Origin of the sequence: Prosthecobacter sp. (genome assembly GCF_044236155.1) — a bacterium.
Lineage (GTDB): Bacteria > Verrucomicrobiota > Verrucomicrobiia > Verrucomicrobiales > Verrucomicrobiaceae > Prosthecobacter.
The window spans coordinates 25,403-44,893 of record NZ_JBIIHA010000022.1; the positions used below are offsets into that span (position 1 = coordinate 25,403).

The window sequence follows — 19,491 nt, forward strand, 5'->3', positions numbered from 1 at the left end:
TGCGGCGCGCGGTTTTACGCGAGCAGTTCGGAGACCGGACGCGGGGTGAGGTCATTCACGCCCTGCGGGAACATGCGGCCGCGGGCGGTGAGGATCTCAGGCTCGTCTTCGGTGATGAGGACGACGTGCTCAAAGTGCGCGGAGGGCTTCCGGTCCTGGGTGATGACGGTCCATTTGTCCTCAAGGATGCGGGTCTTGCCGGTGCCCATGTTGATCATGGGCTCGATGGCGAGGGTCATGCCGGCCTTCAGGCGCGGGCGCTCGCCTTTCTTCCCGTAGTTGGGCACCTGGGGCTCCTCGTGCAGCTTCCGGCCGACGCCGTGGCCGACGAACTCGCGGACGACGGTGTAGCCGTATTGCGTGACGTGGTTTTCGACGCTGTGGCAGAGGTCGCCGAGCATCCAGCCGTCGCGGGCGTATTTGACGGCGTTAAGGAGGGATTCCTCGGTGGCGGCGAGGAGGTGGAGGGTTTCCTTCGCGACATTCCCGACGGGGACGGTGAGGGCGTTGTCGCCGACCCAGCCGTCGTAGTGGACGCCGACGTCGATTTTGACGATGTCGCCGTCCTGGATGACGCGGGGGCCGCCGATGCCGTGGACGACCTCCTCATTGATGGAGATGCAGATGTGGCCGGGGAACTGGCGGTAGTTCAGGAAGGCGCTGGTGGCGCCGCGGGCCTTCATGTCGGCGGCGGCGAAGCGGTCGATCTCGGCGGTGGTGGCACCGACGCGGACCTGGGCGGCGGTGGCGAGGAGGACATCGCGCGCGACCTGGCAGGCGCGGCGGATGGACTGCTGCTGCGCGCCGTGGCGGATGGGGATGTTCCCCGATTTCATGAGGGCCATGACGCGATCAAGGAGGCTCACTTGAGGGTGAGTTTGTACACAACGCCGATCAGGACGATGATGGCGAGGCCGACCCACATCCAGACGACGGTGGTGGAGTCAACCGCACGGGCGCCCTGCTGGATGCGGTCCACACGGCCGCGGATGCGTCCTTTCTTGAGGAAGCCGTCGTAGTGGCTCTGCAGGAGGTGGGTTTCCACCTGGCGCATGACATCAAGCACGACGCCGACGAGAATCAGGAGGCTGGTGCCGCCGAAGAACTGGGCGGCGGAGCTGGAGATCTGCATGGAGCTGCTGACGAAGCCGGGCATGACGTAGAGGAACGTCAGGAAGATGGCGCCGGCGAAGGTGAGGCGGCTCATGGTGAAGTCGAGGAAGTCGGCGGTGGGCTTGCCGGGACGGATGCCGGGGACGTAGCCGCCGCTCTTCTTCAAGTCCTCGGAGATCTGGGTGGGCTGGAACATGGTGGCGACCCAGAAGTAGCTGAAGAAGAAGATGAGGAGGGAGGAGGCGACGTAGTAAACCCAGCCGCTGCTGATGAAGATGGCCATCTTCTGGATCCAGTTCACGTCCTTGAACAAGGAGGCGAGGATGGTGGAGGGGAAGAGCAGGATGGCCTGGGCGAAGATGATGGGCATGACGCCGGAGTAATTGATCTTCAGCGGGAGATACTGCGTCTGGCCGCCATAGACCTTCCGGCCGACGACGCGCTTCGCGTAGGTGATGGCGATGCGGCGGGTGGCTTGGGTGAGGGCGATGACCCCGGCGATGACGAGGATCATGAATCCCATGAGGAGGACCAGCGTGAAGGCGCTCTTCGGGTCGGCCTTGGCGCTGCTGACGTAGGTCTGCCAGACCTGGATGAGCGCGCCGGGAAGGTCGGAGACGATGTTCACGCAGATGAGGATGGAGACGCCGTTGCCGATGCCGCGGTCGGTGATCTGCTCGCCGAGCCACATCATGAGCATGGTGCCGGCGGTGATGGTGATGACGCTGGTGAAGAGGAAGCCGTAGCCGTAGTTCGGCACGAGGGGGCGTCCGCCGAGGCGGTCGATGGCGTCCTGCAGACCTGCCATGAGGTAGTTCTGCCCTGGATCGGCGAGGGACTGGGCGAGCAGGAAGGACTGGAAGAGGCAGAGGATGATCGTGGCGATGCGGGTGTACTGCGTGATCTTCTGACGGCCGCCTTCCTCACGGGCGAGCTTGGTGAGCGGGGGCCACACGGCGGTGAGGAGCTGCAGCATGATGCTGGCGCTGATGTAGGGCATGATGCCGAGGGCGAAGATGGCGCAGTTTTGCAGGCCGCCACCGGAGAAGATGTTCAGCAAGGCGGCGACCTGGGCGGCGCCGGAGGCGTTGTCGCCGGCCTTGTTGTTGATCCACTCCCCGAGCACGGCGGGGTCGATGCCCGGCAGCGTGATGGAGGTGCCGATGCGCACGATGACGATCATCGCGAGCGTGAAGAGGATGCGCGAACGGAGTTCCGGGACTTTGAAGCTGTTGGCGAAGGCGGAGATCATGAGAGAGAGGCTGGAAGCGACGATGGGCCTGAATCCTGGCGGCTATCACCGCGCGGAAACCGGCCCATCAAAGAGGTTGGGTCAGGAAAAATCAGGCGGCGATGGAACCGCCGGCTTTCTCGATCTTTTCACGGGCCGAAGCGCTGACTTTCGCGCCCTGGATGGTGAGCTTGCGGGAAAGATCGCCGGAGCCGAGGATCTTGATGACATCGCAGGTGCGGCTGACGAGACCGGCGTCACGAAGAGCGGCCTCATTGATGACAGCACCGTCCTGGAAGAGCTCGTTGAGGTCGCCGACATTGACGACTTCGATGGCGTCCTGGAAGAGGGCGTTGTTAAAGCCCTTCTTCGGCAGGCGGCGGTGCATCGGCATCTGACCACCTTCGAAACCAGGGCGGATGCCGCGGCCGGCGCGGGCCATCTGGCCCTTGTTGCCTTTGCAGGAGGTTTTGCCGTGGCCGGAGCTTTCACCGCAGCCGATGCGCTTGCGGCGCTTCTTGGCTCCGGGGCGGGGTTTGACGTCTTGAAGTTGCATGGAGGTTCTCTGTTCGCTTTTCTCAGTTCAAATCAGAGCGCCTTGCGCTCTTTGATTTCTTTGCCGCGGGAGCGGAGGATTTCGTCGGCGGGACGCAGGGCGCCGAGGGCGGCGAGCGTGGCCTTGACGACGTTGGCGTGATTGCTGGAGCCGAGGGACTTGCCGATGACGTCCTTCACACCGGCCGCCTCAAGCACGGCGCGGGCGCCGCCGCCGGCGATGATGCCGGTACCGGGAGTGGCGGGCTTCAGCATGATGAAACCACCGCCGTGGGCGCCGGTCACTTCATGCGGAATGGTGCTGTCCTTGAGATTGACGGAGAAGCGGTTCCTGCGGGAGGCCTCGGTGGCCTTCTTGATGGCGTCGGACACTTCGTTGGCCTTGCCAAATCCCCAGCCGACCTTGCCTGCGGCGTCGCCGGAGACGACGAGGGCGCTGAAGCTGAAGCGGCGGCCGCCTTTGACGACCTTGGCGCAACGGTTGATGTGGACAACCTTCTCGACGCCATCCACTTCACGGGGTCCACGGTCATCACGACCACGGAAGCCGCCATAAGAAGGAGCGGGAGCGGCTGGTGCCTCCACCGGGGCTTCTGTTTCGATAACTACTGTTTCTTCGGCCATAAAAATAGAGCGTTGCGGTGGATTAGAATTTCAGGCCCTTTTCGCGGGCGGCATCGGCGAGCGCCTTGACCTTGCCATGATAGATGAAGCCGGCGCGGTCGAAGACCACCTCGGAAACATTCTTGGCGAGGGCACGCTCGGCGAGAGTCGCGCCAACCTTGATGGCGTGCTCGATGTTGGCCTTGCCGGCGCCGTAGCCTTTTTCCTTGGTCGAGGCGGAGACGATGGTCTTGCCCGCCTCGTCGTCGATGACCTGGGCGTAAACGTTCGTGTTGGAGAAATAGACCGTGAGACGCGGACGGGCGGCGGTGCCGCTGAGCTTGCGACGAATGCGCTTGTGGATGCGAGCGCGAATGTCTTTGCGATTGGAGAGAGCCATGGTGAGCGGTGCGGAAAGGGGTTACTTGACGGACTTGCCGGCCTTGCGGCGGATGTGCTCGCCCACATAACGGACGCCCTTGGCCTTGTAAGGCTCCGGCGGATAGTAGGCGCGGATGTCGGCAGCGAGCTGGCCGACGACCTGCTTGTCGATGCCTTCGATGGCAATCTTGGTGTTCTCGGTGACGGTCACCTTCACACCCTTCGGAATCGGATGCAGACGGTCGTGGGACTGGCCGAGCTGGAGGTCGATGTTGGAACCCTTGACCGCGGCGCGGAAACCGACGCCGTGGATTTCGAGGTTCTTCGTGTAACCCTGGCTGACTCCAACGATCATGTTGGTGATCAGGCGCTGCGTGGTGCCGTGGAGGGCGCGGACGCGACGGTCTTCGGATTCGCGGGTGACGTTGACATGCTTGGCATCGGCGTCAACGACGACGCCCTGCGGGATGGTCCAGGCGAGCTCGCCCTTGGGTCCTTTGACCTGCACGGAGCGGTCTCCGCCGAGCTTGATGCTGACCTTGTCCGGGATGGTGATGGCTTGTTTGCCTACGCGTGACATGAGATTTGCGACGGGTTGAGGTTTACCAGACGGTGGCGAGGAGTTCGCCGCCAACCTTGGCCTTGCGGGCCTTGGCGCCGGTCATGACACCACGCGGGGTGGAGAGGATGGAGATGCCGAGACCGCCGAGCACGCGGGGAATCTCGTCGCTGCCGACGTATTGACGCAGGCCGGGCTTGCTGACGCGGGTGAGGTTGCGGATCACCGGACTCTTGTCCTTGGTGTCGTTGTATTTGAGCTTCAGCTTGAGGCGGGGATGCGTGGCGCTGGTGTCCACCTCGTAGCCCCAGATGTAGCCTTCTTCCTGAAGGATGCGGCTGAGCTCGGCCTTCATCTTGCTGAAGGGGATGAGCACCTGCTCCTGCTGGGCGGCGCAGGCGTTGCGGATGCGCGTGAGAAAGTCGGAAATCGGATCGTTCATGTCGCTGGGAGAGTCAGGTTCGTGTTACGCGGCGGCGGCTTCGCCCTCTTTTTTCGGCTGGGCGGTGCGGGTGCGGAAGGGCATGCCGAGCGCGCGGAGCATCTCACGGGCATGATCGTCGTTGTTCGTGCTGGTGACGAAGGTGATGTCAAAGCCGAGGGAGCGCTTGATCTTGTCGAGCTCGATTTCGGGGAAGATGGACTGGTCGGTCACACCCAGGGTGTAGTTGCCACGGCCGTCGAAGGAACGGGGGGCGACACCGCGGAAGTCACGGATGCGCGGGATGGCGGTGCGCACGAGACGCATCATGAAGTCATACATCTTGGGGCCACGCAGGGTGACCTTGACGCCGACATTCTCACCCTCGCGGAGCTTGAAGTTGGCGATGGCCTTCTTGCTCTTGGTGATGACGGGCTTCTGGCCGGTGATGAGGGTGACTTCATTCACGGCGTCTTCCACGGCCTGCTTGCGCTCGCCCTGGCTGCCGACGGAGCAGTTGACGACGATTTTCTCAAGCTTGGGGACTTCGTGGACGTTGGTGAGTCCGAGCTGGGTCTGCAGCTCGGCGCGCTTCTGTTTGTAGAGTGTCTGGAGGGTGTGTTCCATGGTTCAGTTTCGGGCTGTGCCGCCTTTCCTCCGATGAACAGTCCGTTTTCGGGCTGGAAACGAAGGGGGAGGCAAATGGGGGGCGGGCATTTAGGCTTTCGCCTTCTTCTTGGCAACTTTCTTTTTCGCAGTCTTCGCGGGAGCGTCCACTTTCTTCACGTTGGAGATGGCAATTGACGCCTCTTTCTCCTGGAAGCCGCCGTTCTGGTTCTGCTGGCTGGGCTTGATGGCCTTTTTGATCATGTTGACGCCTTCGACGATGACGCGGCCCTTGGCCGGCAGCACTTCGAGGACAGTTCCCTGGGAGCCTTTGCTCTCCCCGGTGGTGACGACGACGGTGTCGCCTTTTTTGACGTGGGTTTTGACGCGGCTCATGGTGTTACAGCACTTCGGGGGCAAGGGAGACGATCTTCATGAAGTTCTTGTCGCGCAGCTCGCGCGCCACGGGGCCGAAGATACGGGTGCCACGCGGGTTGTTGTCCTTGTCGATGATGACGATGGCGTTCTTGTCGAAGCGCAGGATGGAGCCGTCGGTGCGGCGGATCGGATGCGCGGTGCGCACGACGACGGCGCGCACGACCTCGCCCTTCTTCACGGCGGCGGTGGGCGTCGATTCACGGACGTGGGCGGTGATGATGTCACCGACGTAGGCGAAGCGGGTGTTTTTCTTGCCAAGCACGCCGATCATCTCGGCCATGCGGGCGCCGGTGTTGTCAGCCACCGGGATTGAGGATTCCATTTGCAACATAAGCGTGTGTCCTGTGAGGGGTTGGGATCGTCGTGAGGGATTAGTGCTTCTGCACCTCGACCAGCTCCCAGCGCTTCAGCTTGGAAAGCGGACGGGTTTCGGCGATGAGGACTTTGTCCCCTTCCTTGGCCTGCTCCTGCTCGTCGTGGGCGTAGAATTTGGAGGTCTTGCGCACGATTTTCTTGAACTGCGGGTGCGGAACGCGGCGCTCGACCTCGACGACGATGGTCTTCGTCATCTTGTCGGACACCACGACGCCGACTCGGGTCTTGCGCACGGCTTTTTTCTCGGGGGCTGCTGCGGTCTCGCTCATGTGGATAAAAGGTCTTTAAGTTTGCGGCGCGGATCAGGCGGCCTTCTTGGCGGCGGCGGCGCGGGCGCGCTCGGTGATGATGGTTTCGATGCGGGCGATCTCCTTGCGGATGTGCGTCAGACGCGCGGGATTTTCAAGCTGGCCGCCACCGGTGCTCTGCTGGATGCGCAGATTGAGCGCCTCCTGCTTCAGCTCGCGGCGACGGGCGGAAAGCTCTTCCACGGTGGATTCACGGAGTTCTTTGATCTTCATAAAACAGTTCTCGGTTCGCGGTTTATTTGTGCATGCTTTCGCGGCTGACGAAGCGGCAGCGGATGCCGAGCTTCGTGGCGGCGAGGCGGCACGCCTCGCGGGCGGTGGCCTCGTTCACGCCGGAGATTTCAAAGAGCATGTGGCCGGGAAGAACCACGGCGACCCAGAATTCCGGGGAGCCCTTGCCTTTACCCATTCGGACTTCCGGCGGGCGCTGCGTGACAGGCTTGTGCGGGAAGATGCGGCAAAAGACCTTGCCCTTGCGCTTCAGGAAGCGGGTGATGGCGACGCGGCAGGCCTCGATGTGGATGTTCTTTACCCAGCCGCGTTCAAGCGTCTGAAGTCCGAACTCACCGAAGTCGAGCTTGTTGCCACTGGTGGCGTTGCCGCCGCGGTTGCCGCGCTGCGCCTTACGATACTTTACTCTGCTGGGAAGGAGGGCCATGACGTGAGATGACGAAAGTTAAAATGAAGGATGTCGGAGTTTACTCGGCTGGAGCGGCTTCCGGTGCCGGAGCAGGGGCGGGAGCACCGCGACCACGATCGCCACCACGCGGACCCGGACCACCAGGACGGCGGTCGCCACGGTCGCCATCGCGGCGTTGACGGCGGTCACCACCAGGACGAGACACGCCGGTCTCTGGCGCATTGCCGCGGTTCAACCAGCATTTCACGCCGATGATGCCGTAAACGGTCTTGGCTTCAGCGAAGCCGTAATCAATGGGAATACGGAGGGTCTGAAGCGGCACCTTGCCCTGGCGGTACCATTCAGCGCGGGCGATGTCAGCACCACCGAGACGACCAGCGCAACGGAGACGGATGCCATCGGCACCCATGTCCATGGCGGTCTGCACGGAACGCTTCATGGCACGACGGAAGGAGATACGGCGCTCAAGCTGGACGGCGACGGCCTCGGCGACGAGCTGGGCGTCGAGTTCCGGCTGCTTGATCTCGAAGATGTCGATCTTGACCTGCTTGCCGCCGCACATCTCGGAGATCTTCTGGCTCATCACGTCGATTTCCTGCCCCTTGCGGCCGATGACGAGACCCGGGCGGGCGGTGTGCAATGTCACGCGGACCTGGTTCCAAGCGCGCTCGATGACGATCTTCGAGATCGCGGCCTGCATGAGCTTTTCCTTGAGGTAGGCGCGGATGGCGAGGTCGCTATGCAGCGAGTCGGCGTATTCCTTTTCAGGAGCATACCACTTGGAGCGCCAGTCTTTGGAAACTGCGAGGCGGAAGCCGATCGGATTTACTTTCTGTCCCATAAAGTGATGAGGTGCGGTTCGGTGGCGTTGCGATTATTCGGAAACTTTTTCTTTCTTGGCCTTGGGGGCTGCCTTTTTCTTGGCGGCCGGCTTTTTGGCAGTCTTGCCGGCTTTCGCGCCTTCTTCAGCGGCTGGAGTCTCGGCGGTCTTCGGCGCGCCGATGACGACGGTGATGTGCGTCATGCGCTTCTTGATCGGAGCTGCAGAACCACGGGCGCGAGGCATGATGCGCGCGAGGGCCGGGCCGGGAGTGGCGATGGCGGACTCGACGATGAACTCGGAGGCGTCCTGCTCATGGTTGTTCTCGGCGTTGGCGATGGCGGAACGAAGGGTTTTGCCCACGAGGAAGGCGGCCTTCTTCGGCGTGAAGTCGAGAACACTCAGAGCTTGGGAAACAGGCAGGCCGGTGATGGCACGAGTGACCTGGCGGGCTTTCTGCGAGGAGATCCTGGCGTATTTGAGGACGGAGCGGACGGACATAAAGCGGAGGGTTCTGGGCTTCTTCGTTTAGAGGGATTTGGAGAGATCGACGCGACCACGGTCGCCAACACGGACAGGGTCGGCAGCGCTGGCGAGTTCCTGGACCACGGCGCCACAGACGGAGTTGCGGACTTCAGTGACGAGGATTTTGGCAACAGGCTTGTCCTCGCGGTAAATTTCAAAAGGCATGCCGGGTTTCACACCATCCTTGGCACCGACAGAGAGGACGGCAATTCCAAGCTCCGCCTTCATGCTGACGACACGGGCGTTTTGCAAGTCGCCGGCCGGGGCGTTCGCGTCCTGCCCACCACCCGCTTTGACAAGCGCGGCATCCGACTTGGTGATGGCTTTGTTCACACGATCAGCAGCGGCAGGATCGGCGTTCGGAGCGGCCTTCATCAGCGTCATGCTGGACTCGGCCATTTCAATCAGGGCTTCAGCGAGAGAGTCGCGCTGATCCTTCATGATGCGCAGATCGCTGAGTGCCGCCAGAAGACGGTCCTGTGTTTGGTCCTTGGTGTTTTCGATGGCACCGATTCCCAAGCCTTCGAGCAGGCCGCGGAGCTTTTCGTAACGCTCCTTGAGTTCACTGCTCTCGGCATTGGCGGCAGCAGCACTCTGGGCAAGAGCATCAATCTTGTCCTTGGCAGAGATCGCGGCCGACTCAAGAGCCTGAACTTTCGCCGCGGCGACCTGGAGCGAGAGGAGCAATTCCTGATTTTCCAGCTTGTCATCCGCACGCACGCCAACGACGCCCGCTGCGAGAAGCAGCGAGAGAGCGGTTTTGGCGATGGAGGTGCGGGTGAACATGAAAAGCTAGCTGCGTAGGGATTACTTGGCGGCCTTGACGGTGACGGCACCGTGGGACTTGAAGATACGGGTCAGGGCGAACTCGCCGAGACGATGGCCGACCATGTTTTCGGTCACATAGACAGAGACAAAGTCCTTGCCGTTGTGAACGAGGAAGGTGTGGCCGACAAGGTCAGGAGTGACCATGGAGGAACGGGCCCAAGTCTTGATGGGGCGTTTCTGCTTGGCGTCGTTGAGCTTGTCCACCTTTTCGAGGAGGGCCTGCTGAACAAAGGGGCCTTTTTTGAGGGAACGTGGCATGGGAAAGCGTGAGTGAGATATGGATTACTTCTTCGCGTGACGGGACTGCACGATGAGCTTGCCCGAGGCCTTCTTCGGATGACGTGTCTTCTCACCCTTCGCGTGGCCCCAGGGGCTGAGAAGGTGCTGACGGCCACCACCGGACTTGGAACGACCTTCACCACCACCGTTCGGATGGTCGATCGGGTTCATGCACATACCGCGGACGGTCGGGCGGACGCCCTGCCAGCGCGTGCGGCCAGCCTTGGCGCTGACGACGTTCATGTGCTCCACGTTGCCGACCTGGCCTATCGTGGCGTAGCAGTCGGCGAGAATCTTGCGGATTTCACCGGAAGGCATGCGCACCAGGGCGAAGTCGCCTTCACGGTTGGAGAGGACGGCGGCCTGGCCGGCGGCGCGGGCGACGACGCCACCACGACCCGGAGTGAGTTCGATGTTATGAATGAACGTGCCGAGCGGGATCTTGCGCAGCGGGAGAGCATTGCCGACTTCAGGAGCCGCTTTTTCACCTGCCATGACAGAGGATCCGACGTTGAGCTGGTTCGGAGCCAAGATGTAAGCGCGCTGACCGTCCTTGTATTCGACGAGGGCGATGCGGGCAGAACGGTTCGGATCGTACTCGATGCCGACGACCTTGGCGGCTTCGTCACGACGCACACGCTTGAAGTCGATGAGGCGATAACGCTTGTCATGACCACCGCCGATGTGGCGGCAGGTGATGCGGCCGGTGTTGTTACGGCCACCGCTGCGGCGAAGGGCCACGGTGAGGCTCTTCTCCGGAGAATGCTTGGTGATCTCGTCGAACGAGTTCCACTCTTTGTAGCGGTTGGTGGGCGTGGTTGGCTTGAATGTTTTCAGCGCCATGACGGTGAGGTGAGTTAAGAGTTTCTGCCTTCGGGCGGACGGCCCTGATTATGCGAGATCGAGTTTTTCGCCCTCCTTGAGGCGGACGATAGCCTTCTTCCAGTGATTGGTGCGGCCGTAGTCGGCACGGCGCTCACGACGGGCCTTGCCGTCATAGTTCGCGGTGCGCACTCCGGTGACTTTCTTGCCGAGGAGTTTCTCGACGGCCTGCTTGATGTCGATCTTGGTGGCCTCGACATCGACGGCGAAAACGTACTCGTTGTTCTTCTCGCCGAGCAGCGTGGCTTTTTCGCTCAGGCGGATGGTTTTGATGACTTTGTGAAGGTCTTTCATGATCAGGCGGTCCTCTTGGCAAGGGTTTCAAGGGCGTCACCGGTGACAACAACGCTGCGATAGCGCAGGAGGTGCTCGGCGTTCACTTCGTCAGCAGAGATGAGCTGGACGTTCTGGACATTGCGGGCGGCGCGGAAGGTGAGCTCGTCAAAGCCTTTGCCGATGAGCAGCACATTCTTGGCGGTGGTGAGGCCGTTGACGGCGGCGATGAAGCTCTTCGTCTTGCCATCGGCGATGGAAAAGCTGTTCGTGGTGAGCACCTCGCCGTCGAGAATGCGGGCGGTCAAAGCGGCGCGCAGGGCGAGCTTCTTGGTGCCTTTGGTGAGGGTCTTCTTGTAATTGCGCGTGTTGCGCGGGCCGAAGACGACACCACCACCGCTCCAAATCGGAGAGCGTTTGGAGCCCATGCGGGCGTTGCCTGTGCCCTTCTGATTCCAGAGCTTCTTGCCGGAGCCGGAAACTTCGGAGCGGTTCTTGGAATGGGCGTTGCCTTGGCGGCGGTTGGAGCGGTAGGCGACAACGGCGTCATTCAACGCCTGGGAGCCTTTGTGGCCCTCGGTGAGTTGGATGTTCGCCTGCTTGGCGGCTTCAGCGGAAAGAATGGTCGCGGACATGGTTCAAATCCTCCTGGTTATTTCTTGGCGACGGCTTTTTTGCCGGGACGCACGACGACGATGCTTCCGGTGTTGCCGGGGACCGCGCCTTTGATGAGCAGCACGCCTTCTTCGGGGCGGCTCTGGACGACAACGAGATTCTGCGTGGTGCGGCGGGAAACGCCGTCATGACCTGGCATCTTCTGGTTCTTCCAAACAAGACCCGGAGTGAGACGGCAGCCGATGGAGCCGGAGCGGCGGTGCATCATGTGGCCGTGTGTGGCGGGCTGGCCGGAGAAATTGTGGCGCTTTACAACGCCCTGGAAGCCTTTGCCCTTGGTGGTGCCGATGACATCAACGATCTGGCCGGCGCTGAAGAGGCTGGCGTCAATCTTGGCGTCGGGGGCAGGAAGCTGGTCGTCACTGGCAAAACGGAACTCCTTCACGATGCGCTTCGGCTTTTCGACACCGTGCTTCTTGAAATGACCAAGCAGAGGCTTGGTGACGCGCTCAGGTTTGTTCTGGTCACCGTAGCCGACCTGAACCGCGCTGTACTTGTCCTTGCCGTCGCTGCGTTTCACTTGAACGAGGGTGTTTCCGCTGACATCGACGACGGTCACGGCGACAGCGTCGCCCTTGTCCGTGTAGACTTTCGTCATGCCGAGTTTTTTTCCGATCAATCCGAGACTCATGAGTGTGTCCTCCTGTGAAAAGTGTTTGGGGCCGCGTTAGATCTTGATGGTGATGTCCACACCGGAGGGGAGGTTGAGCTTTTTGAGCTCGTCCACGGTGCGGGCGGTGGGATCCACGATGTCAAGCAGGCGCTTGTGTGTGCGGATTTCGAACTGGTCCATCGACTTCTTATCGACGTGCGGGGAGCGGTTCACCGTGTACTTCTCGATGCGCGTGGGCAGCGGGATGGGTCCGGCGACGCGGGCGCCGGTGCGCTTCGCGGTTTCGACGATGTCCGCGGTGCTCTTGTCGAGCACGCGATAGTCATACGCGCGGAGGCGGATGCGGATGCGTTGATTAGTCATGACAGTGGTCCGTGGGTGAGTGATTCAGTGCGCGTGCGTTATGCTTTGGAGCCTCCGCGTTGCTCGACGATCTGGTCAACGATCTGCTGCGGCACCTGTTCAAAGTGCGAGGGCTGCATGGAGTAGCTGGCGCGACCGGAGGAAAGGGTGCGGATGGCGGTGGAATAACCGAACATTTCCGCCAGAGGCACTTCGGCACGCAGGATGGCAGTGGTGCCGCGGCTGTCCATGCCTTGAATTTTGCCACGACGACGGTTCAAGTCGCCCATGATGTCACCCTGGTAATCTTCAGGCGTGGAGCACTCGACGGCCATGATGGGCTCAAGGAGGATGCACTTGGCCTTCTTGAGCGCATCCTTGACAGCGAAGATGCCGGCCATTTTGAAGGCGTTTTCGTTGGAATCCACTTCGTGGCTGGAGCCATCAACAAGGTCGATGTGCATGTCGATCACCGGATAACCGGCAATGATGCCGTTGAGAGCAGCCTCAATGCAACCTGCCTTGGCAGGGTTGATGAACTCTTTCGGAATGGTTCCGCCGACAACTTTGTTCTCAACGACGATGCCGGAACCTTTCTCGCCAGGACGGACCTTGATCACGACGTGGCCATACTGACCGCGACCACCGGACTGCTTGACGAGTTTACCTTCGCCATCCGCTTCCTTGGTGAGAGTTTCGCGATAAGCAATCTGCGGCTTGCCGGTGTTGGTTTCAACTTTGTGCTCGCGCTTGAGGCGGTCGCAAAGAATTTCCAAGTGAAGTTCACCCATGCCAGCAATGATGGTCTGGCCGGTTTCTTCGTCAGTCTTGACAAAGAATGTCGGATCTTCTTCGGAGAGGCGCTGAAGGGCATTGCCCATCTTTTCCTGGTCGCCCTTGGTCTTCGGTTCCACAGCCATCGAGATCACGGGCTCTGGGAAGGTCGGCGGCTCAAGCTGCACTTCGAGGCTTTCGTCGCAGAAAGTATCACCCGTGCGGACATCCTTCACCCCAACGAGGGCGGCGATATCACCGGAATAACAAGTGTCGATGTCCTTATGAACAGCGGCTTGGATCTGGATCAGGCGACCGACACGCTCAGACTTGCGAGTGCGTGGATTGTAGATCGTGTCTCCCTTCGAGACCTTGCCGGAATACACACGGAAGAACACGAGGCGACCGAACTTGTCAGACCAGAGTTTGAAGCCGAGGGCGATGAACTTGCCATTATCGTCAGGCTTGGCCTCAATGATGTTTTCAGGCTCGTCAACGACGGTGCCCTTCTGCGGTTCGATGTCGAGCGGGCCGGGAAGATAGTCGATCACGGCGTCGATCAGATACTGCACGCCTTTGTTTTTGAAGGCGGAACCGCCGGCCATCGGGATGATCTTGTTGGCGATTACAGCACGGCGCAGGCCGGCCTTGAGTTCCACGGGTCCGATGGGCTTTTCTTCGAGGAACATCATGCCGAGTTCCTCGTCGGCACTGCAAACAGCGTCGAGCAACTCATCATAGGCAGCCTTGGCCTTTTCCACTTCAGCATCCTGAAGGTCGCGCACGGTGTACTTCGAGCCAAACTTTTCGTCGTCGGAGTAGATGATCGCCTTCTGGTTCACGACGTCGATCTGGCCGATGAGGTTGTCCTCGGCTCCAATCGGGATGAGAATCGGGAAAGCAGGAGCGCCGAGCTTTTTGCGGACGTCGTTGACCACGTTTTCGAAGTTGGCCCCGGTGCGGTCCATCTTGTTCACGAAGGCAATGCGTGGCACGCCATATTTCTCAGCCTGACGATAAACGGTCTCGGACTGGGGCTGCACACCGGCCACACCGCAAAGAACGAAGATCGCGCCATCGAGCACGCGCAGGGAACGCTCAACTTCAGCGGTGAAGTCCACGTGACCAGGGGTGTCGATGATGTTTACGCGGATGTCCTCCATCTCGCGGGACTTGTAGATGCCGGCTTCCTTGAGCTGCTTCCACTTCGCCGTCACAGCAGCAGAAGTGATGGTGATGCCGCGCTCTTTCTCCTGCTCCATCCAGTCCGTGGTCGCGGCACCGTCATGCACCTCACCGATCTTGTGGATCATGCCGGTGTAGAAGAGAATACGCTCCGTCAGGGTCGTCTTGCCCGCGTCAATGTGGGCGCAGATCCCGATGTTCCGGGTGCGCTCAAGAGGGAATTCGCGGCTGGGGGAGTTGGGGTTCGACATGGAACAGAAAATCGTGAAGTGGACGAGAAAACGTGATGGAAACGATTAGAAGCGGAAGTGCGCGAAAGCACGGTTGGCCTGGGCCTGCTTGTGAACGTCGTCGCGCTTGCGGACGGCGTTCCCCTGCCCCTGCGAGGCATCCTTGAGCTCGTTCGCGAGAGCGCGGTGCATCGGCTGGCCTTTGCGTCCGCGGGCGAAACCGACGATCCAGCGCATGGCGAGAGCCTCCTGACGACGAGGGGAGACTTCCAGCGGCACCTGATAGGTGGCGCCACCAACACGGCGGGCCTTCACCTCGACCTTTGGCTTCGAATTCTCGATGGCGCGGTTGAACAGCTCCAGCGGATCGACGCTGTCAGTCTTGTCGTTGAGCATTTCGATCGCGGTGTAAACGATACGCTCAGCGAGAGCCTTCTTGCCATCGAGCATGATGCTGCTGATAAGGCGGGCAACCAGTTCGCTGTCGTAGCGGCTGTCTTTTTGAGCCTCTTTGTTATAAACGCGTTTTCTGCGGGCCATGGCGTGATGAGAATGAGGATTGGAACAACAAAATTACTTCTTCTTCGCGGCGGCGGCGGCTGCACCAGCCTTAGGACGCTTCGCGCCATACTTCGAACGGCCGCGGCGGCGGGCCTCAACGCCAAGGCAGTCGAGCGTTCCGCGCACGATGTGATAACGCACACCCGGCAAGTCTTTCACACGACCACCGCGCACCAGGACAATGGAGTGCTCCTGGAGGTTATGCCCTTCGCCGCCGATGTAGGCGATGACTTCATACCCGTTCGTCAGACGAACCTTGGCAACCTTACGAAGAGCTGAGTTCGGCTTCTTCGGGGTGCGGGTCATCACCTGGAGGCAGACGCCACGACGCTGCGGGCACTTGGCGAGCGCGGGAGACTTCGACTTCACCGCCTTGTCTTTGCGGCCGTGTCTGACGAGTTGATTGATGGTGGGCATGGTGTGAAAGAACTGTGATCCGAGGCTATTATCGGGGCCGTTTCGGAAGGACAGCGAACCATGCTCTCAACGAGCAGGCTCAGACTTTTCCGGTTCTGGCTCCGATAAGTAAGGCCCGCCGTGGCGGGCCTAGTTAAACCCGGTCTCGTGGGGGAGGGCCGGGCGGCGGGAGCGCGGATATTGGCGAGTCCCCCCATGTCCGCAAGCAGTATTTCAGGCTTTTTGAAATAATTTCACCGCATTTGGCAGCAACACCCGCTTCTTCCTTCACGAATTGCTCAAACATGACTGCGTTTGCTTCGCGGCGCCTTCGAGGCACCATGGTCCTCATGCGCTCTCTTTTTTGTCTTCTGCTCCTTGCCACAGGCATCACTTATGCACAGCAAGCAGTGCAACCTGGCCACAAGCTCGAAACCCTGCTTCTCATGCCCGAGCCAAAAGCCATGCGGACTGCGTTTTCCATCACGCCGGCCAGGGCGAAGCAGACCGTGCTCACCCCTTACCGTGAGTCTGCCGAGTCGCCGGACGGGCTTGAGCCTTACCGGCAGGAATCTTTCTCCAAACTCGGCCTCAGCATCGAAACCTTCGTCCAGCGAGCCAAAACCGCCGCCGACAAGCGCCTGATCCAGCTCAAGCCCGAGTTGATCAAAGGCACCGACGGCAAAGTCGCCTACGCCGTTTATCGCGGCGAGTCCTCCCTCTTCGCCACCCTGCTTGTGGCCCCTTCCCTGCCGAAAATTTTCGAGGAGTTGTTCGGCAAGGAAATCTGGGCCGCCCTCCCCGACCGGCACGCGCTCTACCTCTTCCCCGCCGGCTCCCCCGCCCTGCAAGAATTCACCGCCGACCTCGCTGAACGATATGCCACAGATGCTTTCGCGGCCAGTTGCGAGATCTTTTCCATCAAGGCGGGCGAGGATCCCAAGGTGGTGGCGAGTTTTGCGGGACTGGAGTGAGACTTACGGCCCGTCAAAGACGAGCCCTCCGCCATCCGTCTCCTTGGTCGCGCCTTTTTTGTGCGCGATGCCTTCAGCCTTCCGGCGGCGGGCCTCGGCAAAGAATTCCTTGAGGACTTGGACGCATTCACCTTCGAGCACGCCGGAGGTGATTTCGCACCTGTGGTTGAGATTGGGTGCCTGAAGCAGGTTCCAGAAACCGCCGGCACCACCACCTTTCGGATCAGGACAGCCAAAAATGACGCGGCGCACCCGGCAGTGCATGATGGCCCCCGCGCACATCGGACATGGTTCCTTGGTCACGTAAAGATCGCAATCCGTGAGCCGCCAGTCGCCCAAGGCGCTCTCCGCCTGCGTCAGCGCGAGCATCTCAGCGTGCGCGGTGGCATCCTTCAGCGTTTCCACCTGGTTCCAGGCGCGGCCGATGATGCTGCCATGATGCACGATGACGGCGCCGATGGGCACTTCGTCGAGTTTCGCGGCCTTGCGGGCCTGGCGCAACGCCTCGCGCATGAAATGGGAATCGTCGATGATTGGAGTGTCTGGTTCCAGCTTCAAAGTTTCAAGTTGGGGCGGCGTGTTGTAACCGTGGAACTTGAAACTTGAAACTTGAAACTTGGAACCCCGGCTCTTTAGAAGACTCCATGGATCACACGACCAATCTCATCCTCCCTTCCCTGCTGGCCGCGGACTGGTCAAAGGTGGCCTCCGAGGTGAACCGCGCCTCCGACGCCGGTGCAAAGTGGCTGCACTTGGATGTGATGGACGGCAACTTTGTCGATAACATCTCCTTCGGCCCGCAGATGGTTCAGGTGGTGCGCCGGTGCACGGACATGTATCTCGACGTGCATCTGATGATTCATCGGCCGGATCATTACCTGGAGCGCTTCATCAAGGCGGGGGCCCAGAACATCACGATCCATGTCGAGGCGAACTATGACACCAGCGTGGCGGAGACTTTGAAGCGCATCCGCGCCGCCGGACTGCACTGCGGCATCGCGCTGCATCCCAGCACCCCCTTTGAGGCAGCGTTGCCCTTTGTGAACGAGATCGACCTGCTGCTGGTGATGACCGTGGTGCCCGGATTCGGTGGCCAGCCGTTCATGGAGAAGGAAACCATGCCCAAACTGGCCGCTGCGCGTGATTTTCGTGACAAGCATGGCCTGAAATTCCATCTGGAAGTCGATGGCGGCATCTACGCAAACACCGCGCCCATCGCGAAGAAGAACGGCGCGAACCTGTTTGTCTGCGGAACATCTTCCTTCGGCCCGCCGGACATGAGGCAGTCGATGCGCGAGCTGGCGGCCTCAGTGGCTTAAATGGCGTAAACTGACCAAGAAAAAGGGCAGGAGGTGAGTCCTGCCCTTCGTGAATTCAACTGGCCGCAGGCGGTGCAGGCGGCGGTGTTGCGTGATTCTCGTCATGATGATCGTCGTGATGATCCTCATCATGCCTGTCCTCGCGCGGGTCGTGGCCCTCCTGATGCTTGATGTCGTGATGCTCGGTGACGCCTTTGAGGTGCGTCTTGAACTTGCGATGGCGCTGCTGGCCGGGCAGCGGGCTAATCTGCATGTTGATATTGCGGCCCGCCATCTTCGGCTCCTGATCGACGTGACCCATGGTAAGAAGGTCCGCCTTGATCTTCTTCGCCAGTTCATGGCCCAGTTCCTGATGCGCCATCTGGCGGCCGCGGAACTGGAGCTGGATGCGCACCTTGTGCCCCTCAGCGAGGAAATCCTCCGCGTGCACGATCTTGATGTGGTAATCGTGCGGGTCGATGCCGATGCGGAACTTCAGCTCCTTCACCTTGCCGCCCTTTTGGTGCTTGTGTGCCTCCTTCTTGTGCTTTTCCTGGATGTATTTGTATTTGCCGTAATTGACGATCTTGCAGACGGGCGGATCGGCGTTCGGAGCGACCTCCACGAGGTCAAGACCACGCTCCTTGGCAATGCGGATGGCTTGATGCGTCGGCAGGATGCCGAGCTGGTGATGCCCGTCTTCCTCGACCACACGGACCTTCGGCGCGCGAATGCGCTCGTTGACCCGGGTCTGATCCACAAAACGCCCGTTGTTGGGACGGTTCCCGCCTGGACGGTTGAAGGGCGGTCCACTTCCGCCGGGCCGGCTCTGGCCGCCGCCTTGATAAGTGCCCGCCGGACGCGGAGGTCCCGAAGGTCTGGGCGCTGCGGCTCCGGGTGGTCCCGCCGGACGAGGGGGGAGGTTCTGCTGCCCTGCAGGACGCGGTGCTCCTGCGCCTTGGTTTTGCTGGGGACGCGGGGCGAAGCTGCCGCCGCTCAGTTGCTGGAATGGATTGCTTATGGGATACCTCCGGGTGTGTTCAAAACTCCTTGCGGCCGAAAGGCGGCCGCCAGGAAAATCATTCGGAAACGACGCGCTGCGAACTTCATCATATTCAGCACGGACTCGATTCCGACATGCACGCGCCATCTTTCTCCCGGACATGCGGGCTGAGAGGACGCGACAAAGAAAAAATCATGCGGGGAAAGTCAGATGGGGCGCTTGCGGAAAAAATCCGGCGAAGACTGCATTCAAACGCCGGTGATAGGTAACGACTTTCATGGCAATGAGCAAGATGATTTATTCCAATTACCCCATCAGTGATCTTTGCCGCATACCCGGCACATGAAACGATTACCGCGGTCAGGAATCTCATAGCTCCTCCCTCCGCAAAACGGACAGGCCACCGACACGCAGTTCCTCACGAACCAGCGCGTCGCCATCGCGAACAGCACTCCGCCCACCAGCATCGTCACCAACGGCTGGATGCTGTGCCCTTCCAGCCATTCCCAGATCAAGCCGACGAATCCGCAGAACAACGCGCCCGCGATGAGCGGAGCGAAGAAACCGAGGGCAAAATGCTGCGGTGACGTCATGCGAGTCTGG

General features: G+C 60.8%; 30 protein-coding genes. 2 read left to right on the forward strand and 28 right to left on the reverse strand.

Features of this window, described 5'->3' with window-relative positions; all coding sequences use genetic code 11:
• Positions 1 to 14 precede the first annotated feature (14 nt).
• From map to rpsL, 25 genes are all read right to left on the reverse strand, one after another.
• A complete protein-coding gene (map, locus tag ACILSE_RS17110; RefSeq protein WP_395718637.1) occupies positions 15 to 866 on the reverse strand; it encodes a type I methionyl aminopeptidase in 852 nt (283 codons plus the stop codon).
• On the reverse strand, positions 863 to 2,365 hold the full coding sequence (secY, locus tag ACILSE_RS17115; RefSeq protein ID WP_395718638.1) for a preprotein translocase subunit SecY: 1,503 nt from the start codon (positions 2,363 to 2,365) through the stop codon (positions 863 to 865). Before secY ends, map begins: the two co-directional genes overlap by 4 nt.
• Positions 2,366 to 2,456: 91 nt before the next feature.
• Positions 2,457 to 2,900 carry a 50S ribosomal protein L15 gene (rplO, locus tag ACILSE_RS17120; protein WP_395718639.1) on the reverse strand — a complete coding sequence of 148 codons (444 nt, stop codon included), beginning with the start codon at positions 2,898 to 2,900 and terminating at the stop codon, positions 2,457 to 2,459.
• 32 nt (positions 2,901 to 2,932) lie between these two features.
• On the reverse strand, positions 2,933 to 3,523 hold the full coding sequence (gene rpsE, locus ACILSE_RS17125) for a 30S ribosomal protein S5 (protein ID WP_395718640.1): 591 nt from the start codon (positions 3,521 to 3,523) through the stop codon (positions 2,933 to 2,935).
• 22 nt (positions 3,524 to 3,545) lie between these two features.
• Entirely contained in the window at positions 3,546 to 3,902 is a 357-nt protein-coding gene (gene rplR / locus ACILSE_RS17130) for a 50S ribosomal protein L18 (RefSeq protein WP_395718641.1), read from the reverse strand.
• 21 nt (positions 3,903 to 3,923) lie between these two features.
• The gene (gene rplF, locus ACILSE_RS17135) at positions 3,924 to 4,463 is read right to left on the reverse strand and encodes a 50S ribosomal protein L6 (RefSeq protein WP_395718642.1); all 540 of its coding nucleotides are present in this window, start codon (positions 4,461 to 4,463) and stop codon (positions 3,924 to 3,926) included.
• A 22-nt stretch (positions 4,464 to 4,485) separates the two neighbouring features.
• Positions 4,486 to 4,884 (reverse strand): 30S ribosomal protein S8, encoded by a 399-nt coding sequence (rpsH, locus tag ACILSE_RS17140; RefSeq protein ID WP_395718643.1) that lies wholly within the window; start codon positions 4,882 to 4,884, stop codon positions 4,486 to 4,488.
• A 24-nt stretch (positions 4,885 to 4,908) separates the two neighbouring features.
• A complete protein-coding gene (gene rplE / locus ACILSE_RS17145) occupies positions 4,909 to 5,490 on the reverse strand; it encodes a 50S ribosomal protein L5 (RefSeq protein ID WP_395718644.1) in 582 nt (193 codons plus the stop codon).
• A 90-nt stretch (positions 5,491 to 5,580) separates the two neighbouring features.
• Complete coding sequence (gene rplX, locus ACILSE_RS17150) at positions 5,581 to 5,865, reverse strand: 50S ribosomal protein L24 (protein ID WP_395718645.1); 285 nt, start codon at positions 5,863 to 5,865, stop codon at positions 5,581 to 5,583.
• Between the two features lie 4 nt (positions 5,866 to 5,869).
• Positions 5,870 to 6,238, reverse strand: a complete 369-nt coding sequence (gene rplN / locus ACILSE_RS17155) for a 50S ribosomal protein L14 (protein ID WP_395718646.1) — start codon at positions 6,236 to 6,238, stop codon at positions 5,870 to 5,872.
• Between the two features lie 40 nt (positions 6,239 to 6,278).
• Positions 6,279 to 6,551, reverse strand: a complete 273-nt coding sequence (rpsQ, locus tag ACILSE_RS17160; protein ID WP_395718647.1) for a 30S ribosomal protein S17 — start codon at positions 6,549 to 6,551, stop codon at positions 6,279 to 6,281.
• A 33-nt stretch (positions 6,552 to 6,584) separates the two neighbouring features.
• On the reverse strand, positions 6,585 to 6,803 hold the full coding sequence (rpmC, locus tag ACILSE_RS17165) for a 50S ribosomal protein L29 (RefSeq protein ID WP_395718648.1): 219 nt from the start codon (positions 6,801 to 6,803) through the stop codon (positions 6,585 to 6,587).
• Positions 6,804 to 6,825: 22 nt separating this feature from the next.
• On the reverse strand, positions 6,826 to 7,248 hold the full coding sequence (rplP, locus tag ACILSE_RS17170; protein WP_395718649.1) for a 50S ribosomal protein L16: 423 nt from the start codon (positions 7,246 to 7,248) through the stop codon (positions 6,826 to 6,828).
• Between the two features lie 40 nt (positions 7,249 to 7,288).
• Positions 7,289 to 8,071, reverse strand: coding sequence for a 30S ribosomal protein S3 (rpsC, locus tag ACILSE_RS17175; protein ID WP_395718650.1), 783 nt, complete (start codon positions 8,069 to 8,071; stop codon positions 7,289 to 7,291).
• A 33-nt stretch (positions 8,072 to 8,104) separates the two neighbouring features.
• Positions 8,105 to 8,551, reverse strand: coding sequence for a 50S ribosomal protein L22 (rplV, locus tag ACILSE_RS17180; protein ID WP_395718651.1), 447 nt, complete (start codon positions 8,549 to 8,551; stop codon positions 8,105 to 8,107).
• Positions 8,552 to 8,578: 27 nt separating this feature from the next.
• Positions 8,579 to 9,361, reverse strand: a complete 783-nt coding sequence (locus tag ACILSE_RS17185) for a hypothetical protein (protein ID WP_395718652.1) — start codon at positions 9,359 to 9,361, stop codon at positions 8,579 to 8,581.
• 21 nt (positions 9,362 to 9,382) lie between these two features.
• Positions 9,383 to 9,661, reverse strand: a complete 279-nt coding sequence (gene rpsS, locus ACILSE_RS17190) for a 30S ribosomal protein S19 (protein ID WP_395718653.1) — start codon at positions 9,659 to 9,661, stop codon at positions 9,383 to 9,385.
• 24 nt (positions 9,662 to 9,685) lie between these two features.
• Entirely contained in the window at positions 9,686 to 10,525 is an 840-nt protein-coding gene (gene rplB / locus ACILSE_RS17195) for a 50S ribosomal protein L2 (RefSeq protein ID WP_395718654.1), read from the reverse strand.
• A gap of 48 nt (positions 10,526 to 10,573) precedes the next feature.
• Complete coding sequence (gene rplW / locus ACILSE_RS17200) at positions 10,574 to 10,858, reverse strand: 50S ribosomal protein L23 (RefSeq protein ID WP_395718655.1); 285 nt, start codon at positions 10,856 to 10,858, stop codon at positions 10,574 to 10,576.
• Positions 10,859 to 10,860: 2 nt separating this feature from the next.
• Positions 10,861 to 11,472 (reverse strand): 50S ribosomal protein L4, encoded by a 612-nt coding sequence (gene rplD, locus ACILSE_RS17205; protein ID WP_395718656.1) that lies wholly within the window; start codon positions 11,470 to 11,472, stop codon positions 10,861 to 10,863.
• A gap of 17 nt (positions 11,473 to 11,489) precedes the next feature.
• Positions 11,490 to 12,143, reverse strand: coding sequence for a 50S ribosomal protein L3 (rplC, locus tag ACILSE_RS17210; protein WP_395718657.1), 654 nt, complete (start codon positions 12,141 to 12,143; stop codon positions 11,490 to 11,492).
• Between the two features lie 36 nt (positions 12,144 to 12,179).
• Positions 12,180 to 12,488, reverse strand: coding sequence for a 30S ribosomal protein S10 (rpsJ, locus tag ACILSE_RS17215; RefSeq protein WP_395718658.1), 309 nt, complete (start codon positions 12,486 to 12,488; stop codon positions 12,180 to 12,182).
• Between the two features lie 38 nt (positions 12,489 to 12,526).
• A complete protein-coding gene (gene fusA / locus ACILSE_RS17220; protein ID WP_395718659.1) occupies positions 12,527 to 14,677 on the reverse strand; it encodes an elongation factor G in 2,151 nt (716 codons plus the stop codon).
• A 45-nt stretch (positions 14,678 to 14,722) separates the two neighbouring features.
• On the reverse strand, positions 14,723 to 15,196 hold the full coding sequence (gene rpsG, locus ACILSE_RS17225; RefSeq protein ID WP_395718660.1) for a 30S ribosomal protein S7: 474 nt from the start codon (positions 15,194 to 15,196) through the stop codon (positions 14,723 to 14,725).
• A 33-nt stretch (positions 15,197 to 15,229) separates the two neighbouring features.
• On the reverse strand, positions 15,230 to 15,634 hold the full coding sequence (gene rpsL, locus ACILSE_RS17230; protein WP_184338234.1) for a 30S ribosomal protein S12: 405 nt from the start codon (positions 15,632 to 15,634) through the stop codon (positions 15,230 to 15,232).
• 425 nt (positions 15,635 to 16,059) lie between these two features.
• On the opposite strand from rpsL, the gene ACILSE_RS17235 reads away from it, so the two are divergent.
• Positions 16,060 to 16,587: a hypothetical protein gene (locus tag ACILSE_RS17235; protein ID WP_395718661.1), complete on the forward strand. Its 528-nt coding sequence runs from the start codon at positions 16,060 to 16,062 to the stop codon at positions 16,585 to 16,587.
• 3 nt (positions 16,588 to 16,590) lie between these two features.
• Here the strand turns inward: ACILSE_RS17235 and tadA are convergent, their stop codons facing one another.
• Positions 16,591 to 17,139 carry a tRNA adenosine(34) deaminase TadA gene (gene tadA, locus ACILSE_RS17240; RefSeq protein WP_395718700.1) on the reverse strand — a complete coding sequence of 183 codons (549 nt, stop codon included), beginning with the start codon at positions 17,137 to 17,139 and terminating at the stop codon, positions 16,591 to 16,593.
• A gap of 92 nt (positions 17,140 to 17,231) precedes the next feature.
• Between tadA and rpe the strand changes: the two genes are divergently transcribed.
• Positions 17,232 to 17,906: a ribulose-phosphate 3-epimerase gene (rpe, locus tag ACILSE_RS17245; protein ID WP_395718662.1), complete on the forward strand. Its 675-nt coding sequence runs from the start codon at positions 17,232 to 17,234 to the stop codon at positions 17,904 to 17,906.
• A 55-nt stretch (positions 17,907 to 17,961) separates the two neighbouring features.
• Here rpe and infC read toward each other — a convergent pair whose 3' ends face one another.
• Both infC and ACILSE_RS17255 read right to left on the reverse strand, forming a co-directional pair.
• Positions 17,962 to 18,645 carry a translation initiation factor IF-3 gene (infC, locus tag ACILSE_RS17250; RefSeq protein ID WP_395718663.1) on the reverse strand — a complete coding sequence of 228 codons (684 nt, stop codon included), beginning with the start codon at positions 18,643 to 18,645 and terminating at the stop codon, positions 17,962 to 17,964.
• A gap of 557 nt (positions 18,646 to 19,202) precedes the next feature.
• Positions 19,203 to 19,481 carry a hypothetical protein gene (locus ACILSE_RS17255; RefSeq protein ID WP_395718664.1) on the reverse strand — a complete coding sequence of 93 codons (279 nt, stop codon included), beginning with the start codon at positions 19,479 to 19,481 and terminating at the stop codon, positions 19,203 to 19,205.
• Positions 19,482 to 19,491 lie beyond the last annotated feature (10 nt).